General features: G+C 68.3%; 17 protein-coding genes. 4 read left to right on the forward strand and 13 right to left on the reverse strand.

Annotated features, from left to right (window positions below; translation table 11 throughout):
- Positions 1–88 precede the first annotated feature (88 nt).
- A complete protein-coding gene (locus tag AC1DTF_RS06990) occupies positions 89–913 on the forward strand; it encodes an SDR family oxidoreductase (protein WP_057166454.1) in 825 nt (274 codons plus the stop codon).
- Here AC1DTF_RS06990 and AC1DTF_RS06995 read toward each other — a convergent pair.
- Positions 910–2511 carry an MFS transporter gene (locus tag AC1DTF_RS06995; protein ID WP_057166453.1) on the reverse strand — a complete coding sequence of 534 codons (1602 nt, stop codon included), beginning with the start codon at positions 2509–2511 and terminating at the stop codon, positions 910–912. The genes AC1DTF_RS06990 and AC1DTF_RS06995 overlap by 4 nt on opposite strands.
- Positions 2512–2547: 36 nt before the next feature.
- Here AC1DTF_RS06995 and AC1DTF_RS07000 point away from each other — a divergent pair, with 36 nt between their 5' ends.
- Positions 2548–4137, forward strand: a complete 1590-nt coding sequence (locus AC1DTF_RS07000; protein ID WP_057166452.1) for a Na+/H+ antiporter — start codon at positions 2548–2550, stop codon at positions 4135–4137.
- Between the two features lie 6 nt (positions 4138–4143).
- Here the strand turns inward: AC1DTF_RS07000 and AC1DTF_RS07005 are convergent, their stop codons facing one another.
- From AC1DTF_RS07005 to AC1DTF_RS07015, 3 genes are all read right to left on the reverse strand, one after another.
- Positions 4144–4632 carry an Hsp20/alpha crystallin family protein gene (locus AC1DTF_RS07005; RefSeq protein ID WP_477473549.1) on the reverse strand — a complete coding sequence of 163 codons (489 nt, stop codon included), beginning with the start codon at positions 4630–4632 and terminating at the stop codon, positions 4144–4146.
- A gap of 95 nt (positions 4633–4727) precedes the next feature.
- Positions 4728–6281, reverse strand: a complete 1554-nt coding sequence (locus AC1DTF_RS07010; protein ID WP_057166450.1) for a BCCT family transporter — start codon at positions 6279–6281, stop codon at positions 4728–4730.
- 97 nt (positions 6282–6378) lie between these two features.
- Positions 6379–7506 carry a glycosyltransferase family 4 protein gene (locus AC1DTF_RS07015; RefSeq protein ID WP_477473550.1) on the reverse strand — a complete coding sequence of 376 codons (1128 nt, stop codon included), beginning with the start codon at positions 7504–7506 and terminating at the stop codon, positions 6379–6381.
- A gap of 96 nt (positions 7507–7602) precedes the next feature.
- Between AC1DTF_RS07015 and AC1DTF_RS07020 the strand changes: the two genes are divergently transcribed.
- Positions 7603–8265 (forward strand): DsbA family protein, encoded by a 663-nt coding sequence (locus tag AC1DTF_RS07020; RefSeq protein ID WP_477473562.1) that lies wholly within the window; start codon positions 7603–7605, stop codon positions 8263–8265.
- On the opposite strand, the gene AC1DTF_RS07025 is transcribed toward AC1DTF_RS07020, so the two are convergent.
- The 5 genes from AC1DTF_RS07025 to AC1DTF_RS07045 are packed head-to-tail and all read right to left on the reverse strand — an operon-like array spanning position 8223 to position 12921.
- Positions 8223–8738: a DUF3592 domain-containing protein gene (locus AC1DTF_RS07025; protein WP_477473563.1), complete on the reverse strand. Its 516-nt coding sequence runs from the start codon at positions 8736–8738 to the stop codon at positions 8223–8225. The two genes, AC1DTF_RS07020 and AC1DTF_RS07025, sit on opposite strands and share 43 nt — an antisense overlap.
- Before the next feature lie 29 nt (positions 8739–8767).
- Positions 8768–10417 (reverse strand): 2-succinyl-5-enolpyruvyl-6-hydroxy-3-cyclohexene-1-carboxylic-acid synthase, encoded by a 1650-nt coding sequence (menD, locus tag AC1DTF_RS07030; protein ID WP_477473551.1) that lies wholly within the window; start codon positions 10415–10417, stop codon positions 8768–8770.
- 9 nt (positions 10418–10426) lie between these two features.
- Positions 10427–11215 carry an alpha/beta fold hydrolase gene (locus tag AC1DTF_RS07035; RefSeq protein WP_057166447.1) on the reverse strand — a complete coding sequence of 263 codons (789 nt, stop codon included), beginning with the start codon at positions 11213–11215 and terminating at the stop codon, positions 10427–10429.
- A gap of 10 nt (positions 11216–11225) precedes the next feature.
- Entirely contained in the window at positions 11226–11939 is a 714-nt protein-coding gene (locus AC1DTF_RS07040; RefSeq protein WP_082614045.1) for a DJ-1/PfpI family protein, read from the reverse strand.
- 10 nt (positions 11940–11949) lie between these two features.
- Positions 11950–12921 carry a GlxA family transcriptional regulator gene (locus tag AC1DTF_RS07045; RefSeq protein ID WP_477473552.1) on the reverse strand — a complete coding sequence of 324 codons (972 nt, stop codon included), beginning with the start codon at positions 12919–12921 and terminating at the stop codon, positions 11950–11952.
- Positions 12922–13001: 80 nt separating this feature from the next.
- On the opposite strand from AC1DTF_RS07045, the gene AC1DTF_RS07050 reads away from it, so the two are divergent.
- A complete protein-coding gene (locus AC1DTF_RS07050; protein WP_477473553.1) occupies positions 13002–13328 on the forward strand; it encodes a type II toxin-antitoxin system HicB family antitoxin in 327 nt (108 codons plus the stop codon).
- A gap of 110 nt (positions 13329–13438) precedes the next feature.
- Here the strand turns inward: AC1DTF_RS07050 and AC1DTF_RS07055 are convergent, their stop codons facing one another.
- The 4 genes from AC1DTF_RS07055 to AC1DTF_RS07070 all read right to left on the reverse strand — a co-directional run.
- Positions 13439–14584 carry an LLM class flavin-dependent oxidoreductase gene (locus AC1DTF_RS07055; RefSeq protein ID WP_477473554.1) on the reverse strand — a complete coding sequence of 382 codons (1146 nt, stop codon included), beginning with the start codon at positions 14582–14584 and terminating at the stop codon, positions 13439–13441.
- Positions 14585–14630: 46 nt separating this feature from the next.
- Complete coding sequence (locus AC1DTF_RS07060) at positions 14631–15599, reverse strand: o-succinylbenzoate synthase (RefSeq protein ID WP_477473564.1); 969 nt, start codon at positions 15597–15599, stop codon at positions 14631–14633.
- On the reverse strand, positions 15583–17145 hold the full coding sequence (locus AC1DTF_RS07065) for a long-chain-fatty-acid--CoA ligase (RefSeq protein ID WP_477473555.1): 1563 nt from the start codon (positions 17143–17145) through the stop codon (positions 15583–15585). The genes AC1DTF_RS07060 and AC1DTF_RS07065 overlap by 17 nt, the downstream gene beginning before the upstream one ends.
- 30 nt (positions 17146–17175) lie before the next feature.
- The coding region (locus AC1DTF_RS07070) for an amidohydrolase (RefSeq protein ID WP_477473556.1) at positions 17176–18364 on the reverse strand (1189 nt) is incomplete at its 5' end.

The following is an 18364-nucleotide window of genomic DNA, read 5'->3' on the forward strand; positions in this document are numbered from 1 at the left end:
ACTACCTGTGAGTCTCGGGGTTCCGGGAATGGGGATTCCGTGATGACGTTGGTACCGCTGGAGAGCTCCGCGAACGAAAGGCACCGATATGGCTGAGAAGGTCTGGTTCATCACCGGCACATCACGTGGCTTCGGCCGGGAATGGGCCATCGCGGCCCTGGAGCGCGGCGACAAGGTGGCCGCCACCGCCCGCGATACCGCGTCGCTGGACGACCTGGTCACCAAATACGGCGCGGCGATCCTGCCGCTACAACTCGACGTCACCGACCGGGAGGCCGACTTCGCCGCGGTCAAGGCCGCCCACGAGCACTTCGGCCGGCTCGATGTCGTGGTCAACAACGCCGGGTACGGGCAATTCGGGTTCATCGAGGAGCTCACGGAGGCCGAGGCGCGCGACCAGATCGAGACGAACGTGTTCGGCGCGCTGTGGGTGACCCAGGCTGCGCTGCCGTTCCTTCGGGCCCAGCGCAGCGGGCACATCATCCAGGTGTCCTCGATCGGCGGCATCACCGCGTTCCAGAACGTCGGCATCTACCACGCCTCGAAGTGGGCGCTGGAGGGTTTCTCGCAGTCGCTGGCCCAGGAGGTCGCCGGTTTCAACGTCCACGTCACGCTGATCGAGCCGGGCGGTTTCGACACCGACTGGGCCGGGTCCTCGGCCAAGCGGGCCGAGCCGCTGCCGGACTATGCCGAAGCCCACAAAGAGGCGCAGGAGGCCCGTGCCAAGCGCACCGCGAAGTCGGGCGACCCGCAGGCGTCGGCCGCCGCAGTGCTCAAGATCGTGGACGCCGAGAAGCCGCCGCTGCGGGTGTTCTTCGGGGAGATCCCGCTGCAGCTGGCCGAGGCCGACTACGCGCAGCGGCTGGCGACGTGGCGGGAATGGCAGCCGGTGTCCGTGGAGGCTCAGGGCTAGGGGTTGCGCACCGCGAGATAGTGCTCGGACACCGGGACACCGTCGGTGTAGCGCTCCACGGCCTGTTCGATGAGCAGGTCCTGGCCGGTGAGCCGGGTGTGGTGCTGGTGCATGTGTTCACCCCAGGACCGCACGATGAACGTCTCCACAAACGTCGCTTCGTGTTCGACGCTGCGGAACAGCCGCCACTGCGAGGCCCCGGTGCGCTGCCGGGAGCGGCCCATGACGTCCATCGCGGCGAGGAAGTGCTGCTCGTCCTCCGGCGTGACGCGGTATGCGGTGATCACCAGGACGGGTCCGTCGAGCGGGGCGGGATCGAAGACCAGGTTGGGCTCGGGCCAGTGCGAGGACGGGGTCAGGTCGAGGTCGCCGGTCTTGGCGTGCAGCGGCCACCACAGTGAGGACAGTCCGCACACCAGCAGAAAACCCGCGCTGATCAACAAGCTCGTCACGCTGGTGGTGCCGGCCGCGACCAGCCCCCACACCAGCGACCCCACCGCCTGCCCGCCCATGAAGACCAGCTGATAGACGGACAGCCCGCGGGCCCGTACCCAGCCCGGCAGACTCAGCTGCATGGACGCGTTCAGCGTCGACAGCGACAGCAACCAGGAGGCGCCGCCCACCAACAGTGCTGCCAGCACGATGGAGAAGTTGGGCACCAGAGCCAGCACCACGGTGGCCACCGCGAAACCCGCCGCGGCGGTGGTCAGCAGCACGTTCTGGCCGAATCGGGACCGCAACCGCGACAACAGGAAGGCGCCGAGCACCGCACCGGCTCCCAGCGCGCCGAGCAGCACACCGTAGCCCGACGACGACAGGCCGAGGCGGCTGCTGGCGATCACCGGAAGCAGCCCCCACAGTGCGCTGGCGGGAGCGATGAACAGCGCCGCCCGCAGCAGGATCCGTCGCACGATCGGTGAGCTGCGGATGAAGCGTCCACCCGCACTGAGCGCCGCCAGCGCCCGCTCGGGCGGTTCGCTGCGTTCCACCGAGGCGGGTCGCCACATGACGAGCACGACCACGATCCCTACGAACGACACCGCGTTCAGCCCGAAGACGAGGGTCGGGCCCGACAGCGACACCAGCACACCGGCGATGGCAGGCCCGATGGCGCGGGCCAAGTTGATGCTCATGCTCCCCAGCGCGGCGGCGGCCGGGATCTGCTGGGCGGGAACAAGATCCGGCTGGATCGCCTGCCAGGCCGGCGCGACGAGCGCCTGCCCGCAGCCGATCACGAACAGCAACATCAGCAGCACCGCCGGAGTCGTCAGCCCGGCGCCGGTCAACGAGGCGAGCAGACCCACCCCGGCGGCCATCGCGCCCTGGGTGGCGATGAGCAGACGCCGCCGGTCGATGAGGTCGGCCAGCACGCCCGACGGCAACGCGAGCAGCATCACCGGCAGCGTCGTCGCGGTCTGCACCAGTGGCACCAGCACCGCCGCGCGCGGGTCGCCGACGAGCATCCACTGCGCCCCGACGGTCTGCATCCAGGTACCGAGATTGGACACCAGCTGCGCGATCCACAGCGCGCGGTAGACCGGCGATCGCAGCGGTGCCCACGTCGACGTGGACGGTGCCGATGTGCCTACCGAGGTCATCCGTCCACGCTAGAGGCTGCGGGCCGCGTTTGTGGCATGCGGCAGCGGGTATATCCGCTGGATGAATCGGTGCGAATGGAACAGCTGACGCTGCTACTGGCGTTGTTCGTCGCTACCGTCTTTCTGGCGCCGGTGGCGACGCGTCTCAAATTGCCGTACCCGGTGCTGCTGCTCGTCGCGGGTCTGGCGGTCGCGTTCATCCCGGGTTTGCCGACACCGTCGATCAACCCGGAGCTGATCCTTCCGCTGGTGTTACCGCCACTGCTCTTCGCTGCGGCCCGCCGCACATCGTGGCGCGAGTTTCTCGACAACCGCAGGGCCATAGGTCTTCTCGCCATCGCACTGGTGCTGGTGACGGCGTTCGCCGTCGGTGTGCTGGTGCACGCCCTGGTGCCCGGCGCACCCTTGCTCGCGGCGCTGGCGCTGGGGGCGGCGGTGGCACCGCCGGACCCGGTGGCGGCCACCGCAGCGGTGCGTGAGCTGGGTCTGCGACGCCGGTTGCGGACCACCCTGGAAGGCGAGGGACTGTCCAACGACGCGACCGCACTGGTGCTCTACGAGGTTGCCGTCGCCGGCGTCGTCGCCGGGACGCTCTCCGTGTGGGGCGCCGCGTCGAGTCTGGCCCTGTCGGTCGTCGTCGGGGTCGGTATCGGCCTGGTGCTTGCCGTGGGGGCGCGCTGGCTGATCGGCAAGCTGCCCGCCCACCCCGTGGGTAGCGCCTTCGTCCTGCTGATGCCGTTCGCGGCGTACGGGATCGCCGATGTCGCCCACGGCAGTGGCGTGCTCGCCGTGGTGACCCTGGCGCTGGCCTTGAGCAGGCATCCCGACAGCGAATCCGCACAAACCCGGCTGGTCTCCGAAACCGCCTGGGACATCATCGAACTGCTCGTCACGGGCGCCGCTTTCGCCTTCGTGGGGCTCGAGCTGCGGGTGGTGGCCCAGGCCGTTCCTGGCGACCTCGGCGAGCTGATCACCCAGGCGCTGGTGGTCACGGCCGCCGTGATCGTGATCCGGTTCGGATGGATCTTCGTGGTCGGCACCATCGATCAACGGTTGGCCGCCCGGTCGAAACCGGAAGCCGAGCCCACCGGATGGCGCGAACGCCTCATCGCGTCATGGGCCGGGATGCGGGGTGTGGTCACGCTGGCCGCCGTGCTGGCGCTTCCGGTCGACTTCCCGGAACGCGACCGGCTGATCTTCATCGCCTTCGTCGTCATCGTGGTGACGTTGACATTGCAGGGCACCACCTTGCCGTGGGTGGTGCGCCGCCTCGACGTCCGGGTGCCCCCGGAGCAGACGGCTGATTTGCAGCGTGAGCTCACCACGCGGGCTCGCCGGGCCGGCGCCGCACGCCTGGACGAGCTCACCCGAGACGGTGACATCGATCAGGCGACCGCGCAGGCCGCCCGCGACGACATCGAGAGGGTCTGGCTGCGACTGGGTTTCGAGGAGCGGGCCGACGACTGCAGCGCTGCCCGCCGGGAACGAGCGGACGAGCTGGAGGCCGAAGTGCTGACCGCCGCCCGCAACGCCATTCTGTCCGCGCGCACCGAGCAGGGAGTGGACCCGACGGTGGCCGACAACCTCCTGCGCAAACTCGACGGTCACGGCACCACCCCGCAGTGATCGGCCCTACTCGTCGGACCGCACGGTGGGCGTGCTCGCCTCCTGGGAGCGGTCGACGACCTCGATGCGTTCGGCAGCGACCGACGAGCCGAGTGCGCCCTGCACGGTGATGACCAGCAGTCCGCGGTCCAGCACCGAGGAAATCTGCTCGGTGCGGGTGTCCTTGGGCAACGTGATCAGCCTGCGGAACTCACCGTAATAGCGTTCGTGCACCAGGAATTCGACGTCGTCGGGCAGCTCGCGGCCGCGGGTGCCCGAGATGGTGAGCACGCCGCGGCTGAAGCTCAGCGCCACGTCTTCGGGGTCCACGCCGGAGAGTTCGACGCGGACCACCAGGTCGTCGCCGCGGGCGAAGATGTCGGTGACCGGCACCCATGCGGAGGCGTGCGTGCGCTCGGCCTCCGGCGCACCGTGGATGCCCAGGCTGCGCATCCGGGTGAGCTCGGTGAAGTAGTCGGTGACGCCTTCGAAGATATTGGGTCGCGAACCGGACATATGCCTCTCCTGGTGGATTCAGTGCCGCAGTGGTGTTGCGAGATCGACGCTGCGCAGGAAGTCGCGGGCCACCTGTGAATCTTCCCTTCCCGCGGTCACTTCGGCGAACCGTCTGTGCTGACGACGACCGGCGTGGCCTCGGGCCTTTCGGCCAGATCGACCTCCAGCACCGCGGTGCCGTCCTCCTCCCGTAGCGCCTTGAACCACGCGAAGGTCACCGCGATCAGGACGAAGGTGAACGGGACGGCACCCAGGATGGCGGCCTGTTGCAACGCATTGAGGCCACCGACAAGCAGCATCGCGCAGGCGATGCCACCCATCAGCACGCCGAAGATCACCGTGACGATCTTGGACGGCGCGATGGAGCCCTTGCTCGCCATCGTCGCCATCACCACCGCGGCGGCATCCGCGCCGCTGATGAAGAACAGGGCGATCAGCAGGATGCACAGGAAGGACACGATGCCGGCCAGCGGCAGCGCGTCCAGCGCGGTGAACAGCACCAGCTCCGGCGTGGACAGCGAGCCGACGATGTCGGCGGCACCGCTGCGTTGCAGCTCGATACCGGTGCCACCGACGATCGCGAACCAGACGAACCCGAATCCGGTCGGCGCGACCGCCACGCCCAGGACGAACTCGCGGATGGTGCGGCCGCGCGAGATGCGGGCCACGAACATTCCCACGAAGGGACCCCACGAGATCCACCACGCCCAATAGAAGATGGTCCAGCTCGCCATCCAGGCCTCGTCACCCACGCCCATCTGCAGCGACATCGGCAGCACCTGCAGGATGTAGTTGCCGATCGACTCGATGCCGTTGGACACCACGAGAACGGTGCTGCCGCCCAGAACCAGGAAGAACAGGAACAGCACGATGGTGGCCACCGCACCCAGGTTGGCCAGGTAGTTGATGCCCTTCTCCACCCCGGAGGTGGCCGAGAGGATGAACAGCGCGGTCACCACCACGATGATCAGCACGGCGATCACGTTCGACTTCTGCACCCCGAACAGGTATTCCAGACCGCTGTTGAGCTGCAGGCCGTTGAGCCCCAGCGCCGTCGCCGTGCCGAACAGGGTGGCCACGATCGCCAGTCCGTCGACGAGGCGGCCCAGCGGCCGCGACGGCGCGTCACGGCCCAGGAACGGCGACAGGGTGGAGCTGACCAGGATCGGCATGTTCTTGCGGTACGCGAAATAGGCCATCGCGCCGCCCATCACGGCGTACATCGCCCACCCGTTGAAACCCCAGTGGAAGTAGGTGTAGCGCAGGGCCAGCAGGGCGGCCTCTTCGCTCTCCGGAGTGGCCAGCCCGTGCGGCGGGGCGGTCCAGTGCGTAACGGGTTCGGCCACACCGAAGAACAGCAAACCCGCACCCAGGCCGGCCGCGAACATCATCGACACCCAGGAGAACGTGTTGAACTGCGGGCGGGAATCGTCAGGGCCCAGCCGGATCTTGCCCCACCTGCTGAACACCAGCACGATGCACACCACCAGGACGGCGGTGGCGATCAGCACGAAAGCCCAGCTGAAGTTGCCGATGATCCAGTTGAGCGTGGACGTCATCACCGAGCCGAGGCTTTCCGGGGCGATCAGACCCCAGCCCACGAAACCGGTGATGACCACCGCCGAGCCCCACAGCACGGCGGGGTCCACGCCCCTGAGAATTCGGTTCACACGCACGCACCCCCTTCGCAGCTAACCATGGTGGCCGCTGCCAAGAAGTGTCAACACATTGCGTCGTGCAGATTCGCTAGGCGGCCTTACGACGTCGCTGGCCGATGACCGACTCGTAATGCTCCAGGAGTTCGTCGCAGACGGCCGGCCAGGTGCGGGCGAGCACGCTGCGCCTCGCGGCCGCCGAGTAGCGGGCCCGCTCGGCGAACAGGTGGTCGACGGCGCCCGAGAGGCGGGTCTCGAACTCGCCGACGCCCAGCAGCAGGCCGGTGTGCATCGGAACGACCAGATCGCGCGGGCCTCCGGCATCGGGAGCGATCACCGGAAGACCGGAGGCCATCGCCTCCTGGACGGCCTGGCAGAACGTCTCGTGTTCGCCGGGGTGCACGAAGACATCCATGCTGGCGTAGGCGGCGGCGAGATCCGTGCCACGCAGCTCGCCGGTGAAAACCGCTGTGGGCATCAGTGATTCGAGCTTTCCCTTGTCGACACCGTCGCCGACGACCACGACCTGCAGGTCATCACGGGCGGCAAGGGTGGCCAGCCGCTCGACATGTTTCTCCGGGGCGAGCCTGCCGACGAAACCGATGACCGGCTTTCCGGCCGGAGACCACTTGGCCCGCAACGATTCATCGCGCGCCGACGGCACGAAGCCGGTGATGTCGACCCCGCGTCCCCACTTGTGCAGGCGCGGAACACCATGGGCAGCAAGATTTTCCATCGCCGAGGTGGACGGTGCCAGGGTGCGGTCGGCCTTGCTGTGCAACCGGCGGGTCCACGCCCAGGACACCCGGGACAGCACGCCGACGCCGTAGCTCTCGGCGAAGCCGGCGACATCGGTCTGGAAGACGGCCACCGCGGGGACATCGAGGTACCGGGCGGCGTGCACGCCGCCCCAGCCGAGCAGCGCAGGTGACGCCAGATGCACCACATCGGGATCGAAACCGCGTAGTACACCGACGATCCGGGGCAGCGGGACCCCGAGTGGCAGCGAGGTCACCTTCGGGAACATGTGCGAGGGCACCCGGTGAACCCGGACCCCGTCGTGCACACGATCGGCGGGCGGCAGGCCGCGCGGGGAGTCCGGTGCGATGACCAGAACTTCGTGTCCCGAGCGCCGGAGATGCTCAATCACCCGAAGCACCGAGTTGGTCACGCCGTTGACGTTCGGGAGGAAGGATTCGGCAACGATTGCAACGCGCACATCGCCGACTGTCGCACCGCAGGTTGACAGCACGGTTGCCAGCGGGCATATGGCGTGCGAACACCACGACAGCGGTACGGTGGCCACGTGCATCGAATGTTGGCCTTGCTCACCGGTTTGACGCTGCTGACCGCCGTGGGCTGCACACGCCAGATCGAAGGTAGCGCCCTTTCCGACCCGATCAAGCCGTTGACGCAGGTGAGTGAGGACGGTTTCGGTATCCACGCCGGATTCGACGAGGCGCCGGTGCAGATCGAGATCTTCGCCGAACCGCAGTGCACGCACTGCGCGGACCTGCAGCGCGAAGTCGGCGAATCGATCCAGCGCCATATCGCCGCCGGCCAACTCGCCGTCACCTACCGCCCCATGACCTTCCTGGAGATGTCGGGCTCGCACTACTCCGAGCGGGTCAGCAATGCGCTGTTCGTCGCGGCCCAGGACGGCAGCACACCCGCGGTGGCGTTCCAGAAGTTCGTCGAGGAACTGTGGGCCGACCAGGATCCGTCCGGCAAGGGACCGACCGATGACGAGCTGGCCGACAAGGCCCGCACCGCCGGGATACCCGGCGAACTGGCACAGCGGATCGCCGACGGCGAGGCCGCGGTGGACGCCGTCGAGATGGATGAGACCAACTACGACTTCCTGTACATGGTCGACTCGGAGAACACCGGGACACCGACGGTGTACGACCTGGTGAACGACGAGAAGGTCGACATCTACGAGGAGGACTGGCTCGACAAGTTGATGGCGTCGTCCTGATCCTGGGCGGCCTGATCGTTGATGGCCTGTTCCTCGACCCGCCGGGCGATGACCGCCACCACCAGTAGCGCCGTCCCGGCGATCAGCCAGCCCAGCACCGCGATCGACCCGGCCGGGATGATGGCCAGCGCCGCGTTACGGTGCTGCACCCGCACCAGATCGGGGTCCGAGCGGTCGTACTCCACGTAGATCCGCATCCCGGTGTCCAGTTCGGAGGGATAGAGCACGCCGAGTTCAGGCCGGTAGGTCACCCGGTCGGGGGTGACGAATTCGATGGTCGACCGTCGCGGGCCGGCGTCGAGCACCTCGGCGGCCGCGACACCCATATCGGCCTCGATGCGGCGGTCGTTCTCCCAGGCGCCCAGCACCAGCAGCACCGACTGCAACGTGACCAGACACGCGGCCAGGATGATCCCGACCCRCACCCGCCGGATGACCCGCTGGGGCCTGGTCTCGGTGCCGTCCCCGAACATCCGCGGAACCCGGTGCCACCACCGGTCTTTCAGCGTGGTGAGCAGGTGCACTRGAGCGCCGCCCGGATGGACGCGTGCAGCGCACGGAGCGAGGACCGGTCGGCCTTCACCTCCAGCACCCGCATCCCGTCGAACGGTTCGCGCAGTGCGTCGGCAAGRCCGTCCACCTCGACCTGCCTGCTGTCCACGTGATAGGCCCGGCACAGCGCCGCGATGTCCACGTCGTGCGGGGTGCCGAAGACGCGCGCGGACACATCGGAGAACCGCGGGTCGCCCTGCTCCAGCAGTTCGAAGATGCCACCGCCGTTGTCGTTGGACACCACGATGGTCAGGTTGCGCGGTCTCGGCTCGGTGGGCCCGATCAGCAGGCCCGAGCTGTCGTGCACGAAGGTCAGGTCACCGATCAGTGCGACGGTGCCCCCACCGTCGGACCGCTCGTGGGCCAGTGCGGCGCCGATCGCGGTCGACACGGTGCCGTCGATACCGGCGACCCCGCGGTTGGACCGCACCTTGACCCCGGGCGCACTCAATCCGACCAGGGCGATGTCGCGCACCGGGTTGGAGGCGCCGAGCACCAACTGGTCCCCGTCGCGCAGACCGGCGACCACTGCGGCCGCCACGTGCAGGCCGGTGGTGTGCGGATGCTCGTCGAGCTGACTGTGTACGGCCGCGCAGGTGCGCTCGTTGAGCTCGGCGCARCGCTTCAGCCAGGCCGGATCGGGCGTGCCGGAGGTCACCGCGCGGGTGCCGGTGGCCTGCGAGTTGCCCGATACGTCGGGCCAGCGCGGTCCGGTGGTCAGCGCGAAGACCGGCACCGAGGAGTCGGCCAGCAGCGTGGACACCGTGCGGTGCAGGGTGGGGCGGCCGGCCATGATGACCTGTTGCGGGCGCAGCAGCGGCAGCGCCAGCGGATGCAGGGGGTTGGCCGCCGGCGGCGCGGTCGGCTCGGAGACGGTGGGCAGCCCGGCCAGGTTGGGGTGCGGGCCCGCTCCGTGACCGGCGATGACGACGGTGTCGGGGGTGAGGTCGATGTCCAGCGGCTGATCGAAGGTGACCGGCGGCGTGTAGGTCCAGGAGCGCCCGTCGGGCCGGCCGTCCGGGGTCGCGCGGTCACTGTCGGCGTCCGGGACCAGCGGCTCGCGCAGCGGGATGTCGAACTGCACCGGCCCCGCATTGGCGGTACGAGATCCCTTGGCCGCCACCAACACCCGGCAGGTCGCCGAGCGCCACTGCGCATTGGCCGCGGCCATGTCGCCGTCTTCGGCGAGTCCGAGGCTGATACTCGCCCGCACCTGGCTGCCGAAATAGCCGAGCTGTTCCATGGTCTGGTTGGCGCCGGTGCCCAGCAACTCGTAGGGCCGGTTGGCGCTCAGCACGATCAGCGGCACCCGTGCGTAGTTGGCCTCGACCACGGCCGGACCGATATTGGCGACCGCGGTGCCCGAGGTCATCGCGATGGGCACCGGTGCCTGTCCCGAGACCGCCAGCCCGATGGCCAGGAAGCCGGCGGTGCGTTCGTCGATGCGCACGTGCAGACGGATGCGCCCGGCCCGGTCCGCGTCGTGCAGCGCGAAGGCCAGCGGGGCGTTGCGCGACCCGGGACACAGCACCACGTCGCGGACGCCGCCGCGGATCAGTTCGTCGACGACGACGCGGGCCTGAGTCGTCGAGGGGTTCACACGAACAGCCTATTGCTTGGCTTCAGCAAAGAATTCCAGGATCGCCTCGTTGACCGCATCGGGGTGCTCGATGAAGCCCAGGTGACCGGCGTCCGGGATCTCCAGGTAGCGGCCTGCCGGTATGGACTCGGCCACCTCCCGGCTCAGGTGCGGCGCCATCAGCACGTCGTCGCCGAACCCGATGACCAGCACCGGAGCCTTGATGTGCGCGTAGGCCGGCAACCGGTTGCCCTCCGGGGCGACCGCGAGCTGGCTGCGCAGGCCCGGGGTGTATTTCGTGGGCCACATGGTGAACATCTCGGCCCAGTCACGCACCGCGCGGTCGTCGTTCAGCGTCTTGGGCGAGAAGTTCTCCAGCAGCCGAATTTTCGCGTCATAGCTGGGCGGCAGCGTGATGCTCGCGTCGTGGAACTCGCGTTCGGCCCTGTTGAAGAAGTCACGCGCGCCGTCGTGCCGGCCCCGGGTCGCCATCAGCACCGCCTGGCTGACCAGCTCGGGGCGGGACACCATCAGCTCCTGGGCGATGAACGAGCCCATGGACACCCCGACCACCCGGACCGGCCCGCCGACCACCTTCTCGATCAGGGACGCGGTATCGGCGACCACCTGCTCGGTGGTGAAACCGCTGGCATTCTCGGTGGCACCGACGCCACGGTTGTCGAACGTGATCACGCGGTAGCCGGCCCGCTGGAAAACCGGGACCTGATGCAGGTGCCAGGTGCGGCCCGCGCCTCCGCGGCCCGCGATGAAGAGCACCGGTTCGCCGGTGCCGCCCTTGTCGACGTAAGCGAGATTCACCCGCTCGAGCCTACTTGCGGGCGCGGACCTTGCGGATCGCCTGGTCCCACAGCAGCTGTGTGCTGGCCTTCAGGGTGGCCGGCTTCAGCACGTCGCGGGACAGCAACGCGGTGGCGGCGGCCTTGGTGGCCACCGAGGCCTTCGAGAGGTGCCCGGAGTCGAACGGCGGCTGCGGGTCGTATTCGATACCCAGCTGGATGGCTTTGGCCCGCGACTCGCCGGAAATCTGCCCGGCCAGCCACAATCCCAGGTCGATCCCGGCGGACACCCCCGCCGCGGTCACATACTTGCCCTGGTGCACGATCCGCTCGTCACCGACCGCGGTCACCCCGCCGAAGGTCTTGAGCAACGGCACGACGATCCAGTGCGAGGTGGCCTTGCGGCCCTCGAGCAGCCCGGCCGCGGCCAGTAACACCGATCCCGAGCACACCGAGGTGGTCCAGGTGGAGGTGGCATCCGCCGTGCGCAGCCAGGCGAGCACCTTCTCGTCGCGGGCGTGCTCGAAGGTGGTCGGGCCGCCGGGGACCAGGATGATGTCCGGTGACGGGGTCTCGTCGAACGTATGGGTGGCACCGACGGTCAGCACACCGGAGTCGGCCGTGACCGGTCCGGGCTCATGCCAGAGGAAGCGCACCTCGGCATCGGGCAGGTAGTGCAGCACCTCATAGGGGCCGATGAAATCCAGTGCGGTGAATCCGGGGTACAGCACGATCGCGATCTGCATGATCTCTCCTTCAGGCAAACGTCTTGCGGTAGTGGTCGGGCGAGATGCCGACCCGTCGAACGAAGTTGCGCCGCATGGTTTCTGCGGTGCCGAAGCCGCACCGGGCGGCGATCACGGTGACGGTGTCGTCGGTTTGCTCCAGTTGCCGGCGGGCGGCTTCGGTGCGGACCCGCTCGACGTAGCTGCCGGGGGCCTCGCCGACCTCGTCGGTGAACACCCGGGTGAAGTGCCGCGGGCTCATGGCCGCGCGGCGGGCCAGCTCGCTGATGCTGTGTACGCCACCGGGTTCGGTCTCGATGTGTTCCTGGACGTCGCGGATGGGTGCACGCTTGGCGCGCGGCGCCCACACCGGCGCCGCGAACTGGGTCTGGCCGCCGGGCCGGCGCAGATAGAGCACCAGCCAGCGGGCCACGGTCTGCGCGAGTTCGGTGCCGTGGTCGTCTTCGACCAGGGACAGCGCCAGGTCGATGCCGGCGGTGACACCGGCCGCCGTCCACACCGTGTCCGAGCTGCGCACGAAGATGGGATCGGGATCGACCGACACATCGGGGAATTCGGCGGCCAACCGGTCGGCGAAGGCCCAGTGGGTGGTGGCCCGGCACCCGTCGAGCAGGCCGGCCTCGGCCACCAGGAAGGCCCCGGTGCACACGCTGACCACCCGGCGGGCGGTCTTGGCCGCGCGCCGGAGCCAGTCGAGGACATCGGGGTTGCGGCGCAGATCCTCGATCCCGGCGCCGCCGGGGACCAGCACCGTGTCGACCCGGTGGTGCGGCAGCGGTTGCGCGACGATCTGCAGGCCGTTCCAGGTACTGGCCGGGCTGCCGTCCGGCGAGGCGATGATGATCTCGTAGCCATCCTCGTAGCGGCCCTGGCTTGCCAGGATGAGCGTGGCGGTACTGAACACCTCGAACGGCCCGACCAGATCGAGTGCCTGCACGCCCGGGTAGCCGAGCAGCACCACTGATCGCTTCACGTCTCTCATGGTGATCGTGATTTCCGATGGCGTCTACGCCGGGCACCCCACAGATCAGGACATGTCGGAGGTACGCGCGATCCTGCGATATGACTGAATACACCTACCGCGCCATGTGGTCGCCCGGCGATCGGTGTTACGTCGGTACCTGCCTCGAATTTCCCGGGCTCCGGGGACGCGGGCAGACGGCGGGCGAGTCCATCGCCGCGGTCGAGAAATTGGTGAACGACGACGTAGCGCTGGCCGAGGGCACCGGCTGGACGCCGCCGGAATCGCTCACCGACCGCGAGTACAGCGGAAAGTTCGTGGTGCGCATGTCGCCGGAGTTGCACGCGCACCTGGCGGTCGAATCGGCAGAACAGGGAGTTTCTCTCAACCAGTGGGTACTGCAGAAACTGACGAACCGCCGCCGGTGACGACAAGACCTTGCGAAATGTAGTACCAGCGGTAGTACTGCGGTACACGTAGTACTACCGGCAGTACCGATTTACCCGAGGTCATGTCGGTCCGGCTGCCGGCCAAGGGATCAGAACTTCTTCAGGGCACGCACGACCTTGAAGAAGGACGGCATCGCGGCCAAGCCCTTTCGCGTGTTGCGCTGCAAGGCAGTGACATCGGACAGGACGAGATAGCGCACCCCGTGAGCACGCCACTCTGCCGCCCGCTCCAGGATCTCATCGGGTGTACCGCACAACAGCATGCTGCGCACCACCTCTTTGGGAACTTTCTTGATGTGTGACAGTGCGGTCTGCTCATCCCAGCTCTGAGGCAGGATGTCCTGCGCGCCGGCGAAACCTTCACCGAGCGGGTGCTGTGCACCGTGTTTCGCGTAGAACGCATCTGGCGCGTTCAAGGCCCCGGYGCGAAACACCTCTGAATCGAGCGCCTCCTCGACATCGTCGTGGGTGCGGCCGGTCACGACCATGAACCACATCGCCGGAACGATCGCGGAAGGATCGCGTCCGGCATCGGAGGCGGCCGTGCGCACCGCCGCCAACCGCTGGGCGTACTCCTGCGGCATGTGTGGAAAGGCCGGAAAATACCCGTCGGCGTAGCGGCCGGCGGCACGCAGCATGCGGGGCCCGTGTGCGGCAATCCAGATCTCCGGCCACTTCCCGCGGTACGGCGGGAGATCGAAACTTGCGTTGTGCAGCGGGAAATACGGGGAATCCCGATTCACCAACTCACCGCCGGAATTCCACAGCGCGCGAATGGTGGCCATGGCTTCCTCGAATCGCGCCACCGGCTTGTCCCAGGGGACACCATAGGGTTCATTGCCCTCCCGCTCCCCTGTTCCGATCCCGAGGATGGCGCGGCCCTTGCTGAGCAGATGCAGGGTGGCGGCGGCCTGCGCGGTGACTGCCGGGTTGCGCCGGCCGGTGTCCGTGACGCCGACCCCGAGACGCAGTCGGCCCACCCTGTTTCGCGCCGCGATGTGCCCGAGCATGGTCCATGGCTCGAGATAGGCATCCGCGGAGGGCAGAATCCTGGCGGCGCCGCTGAACTTCGGCTGCCACAAAGCACGTGGGAACAGCGCATTCAGGTGGTCGGGCACCCAGAACGAGTCCACCCTGTTGGCCACCGCCGACAGGTAGGTGGCTCGGGTGAAGGTATCGACGGTGGGCCTGGACGCAATGATCGGGTCCATCAGACCCACTTTGAAATCGRTCATGACCTCGAGTCTGAAACCGTTGGTCGGGGCCGAGCAGAGTAGGCGCCTACTTATATGAGAGCGGGTAGCAGGCGCGGATCCGGTCGATCCACCACTGCCGCCGGTCCGCGGGCGCCGCCAGCCCAGCCAACCGGGCCGGGTCCGGGATGACCGGCCCGACGGACAGCTGGCCGTCGACGGGGGCGACCGGGTCGACGACATCCTCAACGAACAGCCCACCCGTGCCCAGACCGCAGGCGTAGGGCAGCTCGTGCAGGCAGGCCGCGGCCAGCAACCCCCGCGACATACCGACCGCACTGTCCAGCGCACTCGACACCACCACCGGAATACCGATCCGGGCCGCGATCACCAGCAGCGGATCCACCCCGCCCAGCGGCGCGACCTTCACCACCGCGATATCGGCTGCCCCCAGCGCGACCACCCGAAAAGGGTCGGCGGCCTTGCGAATCGATTCGTCCGCCGCGATCGGGACGTCGATCTGCCGCCGCAGCGTGGCGAGCTCTTCGACCGTGGCACACGGCTGTTCGAGGTACTCCAGCGGACCGAGCGCGCCGGCCGCGGCCACCGCCTCGGCCACGCTCCAGCCGCCGTTGGCGTCGACGCGCACCTTCGGCACCGCCGCACGCACCGCCTCGACCCGCGCGATGTCATCGGCCAGCGTCTGCCCGGGCTCGGCGACCTTCACCTTCGCGGTCTGCGCCCCCGGGAACCGGGCCAGCACCTCGGGCACCCGCTCCGGTTCGACGGCGGGAACGGTCGCGTTGACCGGGATGCGGTCACGCAGCGGCACCGGTGGCTTCCGGTAGGCGGCCTCGATGGCCGACAGCAGCCAGTGCGCCGCCTCGGGCGGCCCGTACTCACCGAAGGCGCCGAACTCGCCCCAACCGGCCGGGCCGTCGAACAGCGCCACCTCGCGAACGGTGATACCGCGGAAACGCACCCGCATGGGCAGCGCGACGACGTGCAGACGATCCAGCAGATCGTCGAGCGGCGGGCACTCAAACGGTGGCGCGATCGCGACCCTCCCAGTGCGGTTGCCTCAGATCCTTCTTCAGGATCTTGCCGGTGGGATTACGCGGCAGCGCGTCAATGATATCGACGGTCTTGGGGCACTTGTAGGCGGCCAGATGCTCACGTGCCCAGGCGATCAGCTCGGCTTCGGCGACACCGTCACCCTCCAGGGCCACCACGGCCTTGACCGCCTCACCCCACTTCTCGTCGGGCACACCGAACACCGCGACCTCGATGACCGCCGGATGCTCGGCCAGGATCCGCTCGACCTCGATCGAGTACACGTTCTCACCGCCGGTGATGATCATGTCCTTGATCCGGTCCTCCACGAAGACATAGCCGTCGGGATCCATCCGACCGATGTCACCGGTGCGGAACCAGCCGTCCTCGGTGACCGCCTCCGCGGTGGCCTCCGGCCTGTTCAGGTATCCCTTCATCAACTGTGTTGTGCGGAACCATAATTCGCCCTGCTTGCCGGCCTCGACATCCTGCAGGGTATCCGGATCGACGAAGCGCACCTCGACACCGGGAATCGGTTTTCCTGCGCTGATGATCCGCTCTTCATCACCGGAACGGTGGTCCTCGGGGCCCAGCCGCGTGACCACACCGCACACCTCGGTCAGCCCGTACACCTGGATGAAATCGGTGTCCGGCCAGGCCTTGAGCGCCTCCCGTAGCAACGGCAGTGGCATCGGTGACGCCCCGTAGGCGTAGGTCTTCAGCGCCCCGAACAGCTTGACCGCATCCGGGCCGGCCTCCAGCACCTTGGCCAGCACCGCGGGCACCAGGAACGTCCGGTTCGCGCCGGCCAGGATCCCGGTGGCCAGCGCGGCGCCGTCGACATCGCGTGTCATGTAGCTCGGCACGCCGTTGTACAGCCCGATCTGCATGTAGGACGTGCCGCCGACATGGAACAGCGGCATCGCAACCAGGTTCTTGTCCCCCTCGGCGAACGGCCACTCGTCGAACGCGTTGACGGTGTGGGCGATGACATTGGCGTGGGTGAGCGCGACACCCTTGGGCTTTCCGGTGGTGCCCGACGAATACATCACGATGGCGGTGTCGTCGGACTCCACATCGGCGCACCGTGGCACCGGGGTGGCCGCGGCCAGCACCGCCTCGTACTCGTCGTCACCCTCGGGCTTGACCTCGATGACATCGGCGACCCCGGGCAACCGGTCCCTGATCGCGGTCACCGCCGCCAGCAGTTCCTCCCCCACGAAGAGCACCTTGGCCCCGGAATCGTTGAGCACATAGTCGATCTCGTCGGCGGCCAGCCGGAAGTTCACGATCGCGGTCGCCGCCCCCAGCGAGGCCGCACCGAGGGTCACCTCCACACACGCCGGGTGATTCTTGTCCAGGAAGGCGACCACATCACCCCGCCCGACACCGCGGTCGGCCAGCGCGCCGGCGGCCCGGCGGACGCGGTCATCCCACTGCGCCCAGGTCCAACTCCGGCTCAGATAAGTGACTGCCTCGTCATCGGGTTTGGTGGCCGCCCAGTGGGCGACGCGCTCGTCGAGGAACCGTGGGACTGCCAGGTCAGACATGTCCGACAGCCTGCCACGCCGGCAACGCCCTCACGCGGGTTTCGGATGAACCTGCCGACCCGCCATATAGGTGGCCCGGACCTCCAGATCGGCGATCTCCTCGGGGTCCACTGCGCGCGGATCTGCCGACAGCACAACAAGATCGGCATATTTGCCGACCTCGATCGAGCCGATGCGGTCGTCGGCGAACAACTGGTAGGCGGCGTCGAGGGTCTGCGCCCGGATGGCCTGCTCCACCGTGAGCCGCTCCTGCGGTGCGAGCACCCGGCCGCTGGGCGCCCGCCGCGTCGCGGCCACGCTGATATTGCGCAGCGGCTCTTCGGGTGTCACCGGCGGATCGTTGTGCAGCGAGATGCGCATCCCGGTCGCCACCGCCGAACCGCACGGCATCCACCGCTCGCCGTGTTCCGGCCCGAAGAGCCCGTCGACGATGACATCACCCCAGTAGTGCAACTGGTCGACGAACAGGCTGCAGGTCACCCCGAGCGCATGGGCCCGGGCCAGCTGCGCGCCGGTGATGGCGCCGACGTGCTCCAGTCGCAGCCGGTGGTCATCGCGCGGGTGGGCGCGCAAGGCCTCCTCGTAGACATCCAGGATGGTGTCGACGCCGGCGTCGCCCTGCACGTGGCAGGCCATCTGCCAGCCCTTCGGGTAGAAGGTCCCGACGATCTCCGCCAGCTGCTCGCGGGTGTAGTTGGCGTGCCCGCACGAACCGGGGATCACGCCGATGCTGCGGGTGGCGTCGGTGTCCAGGTACGGGAAACTCAGGTCGATGTTGCCGATCCACGGCGAACCGTCCACCCAGATCTTGATACCGACCTGGCGCACCACATCGTCACCGTCGAACGGGCTGGCATCGGTGTGCAGTTCGGCGGTGGACATCTCATAGGTGCGCAGCCGCACCGTCAGCCGATCGTGCAGAGCCTCCAGCATCGGCCGGAACATCGGGTCGAACGCCATCTCCGAACAGGTGGTCAGGCCGGCCCGGTTGAGGCGGTCGCATTCGGCCATCAGCATCGCCGGGTAGTCCCCCACCGAGATGGCGCCACCGATCAGCGGGAACACCGCCGCCGATTCCTCCGCGGAGCCGTCCAGGTCGCCGTTGTCATCACGACCGTACCGGGCGCCCTTGGGGTCCGGGGTGTCGCGGCTGATTCCCACCGCCCGGGCCGCCGCCGAGTTGAAGAAGGCCTTGTGCCCGGAGTTGTGCATGATCACC

This window comes from Mycobacterium sp. P4_H6, assembly GCF_056400845.1.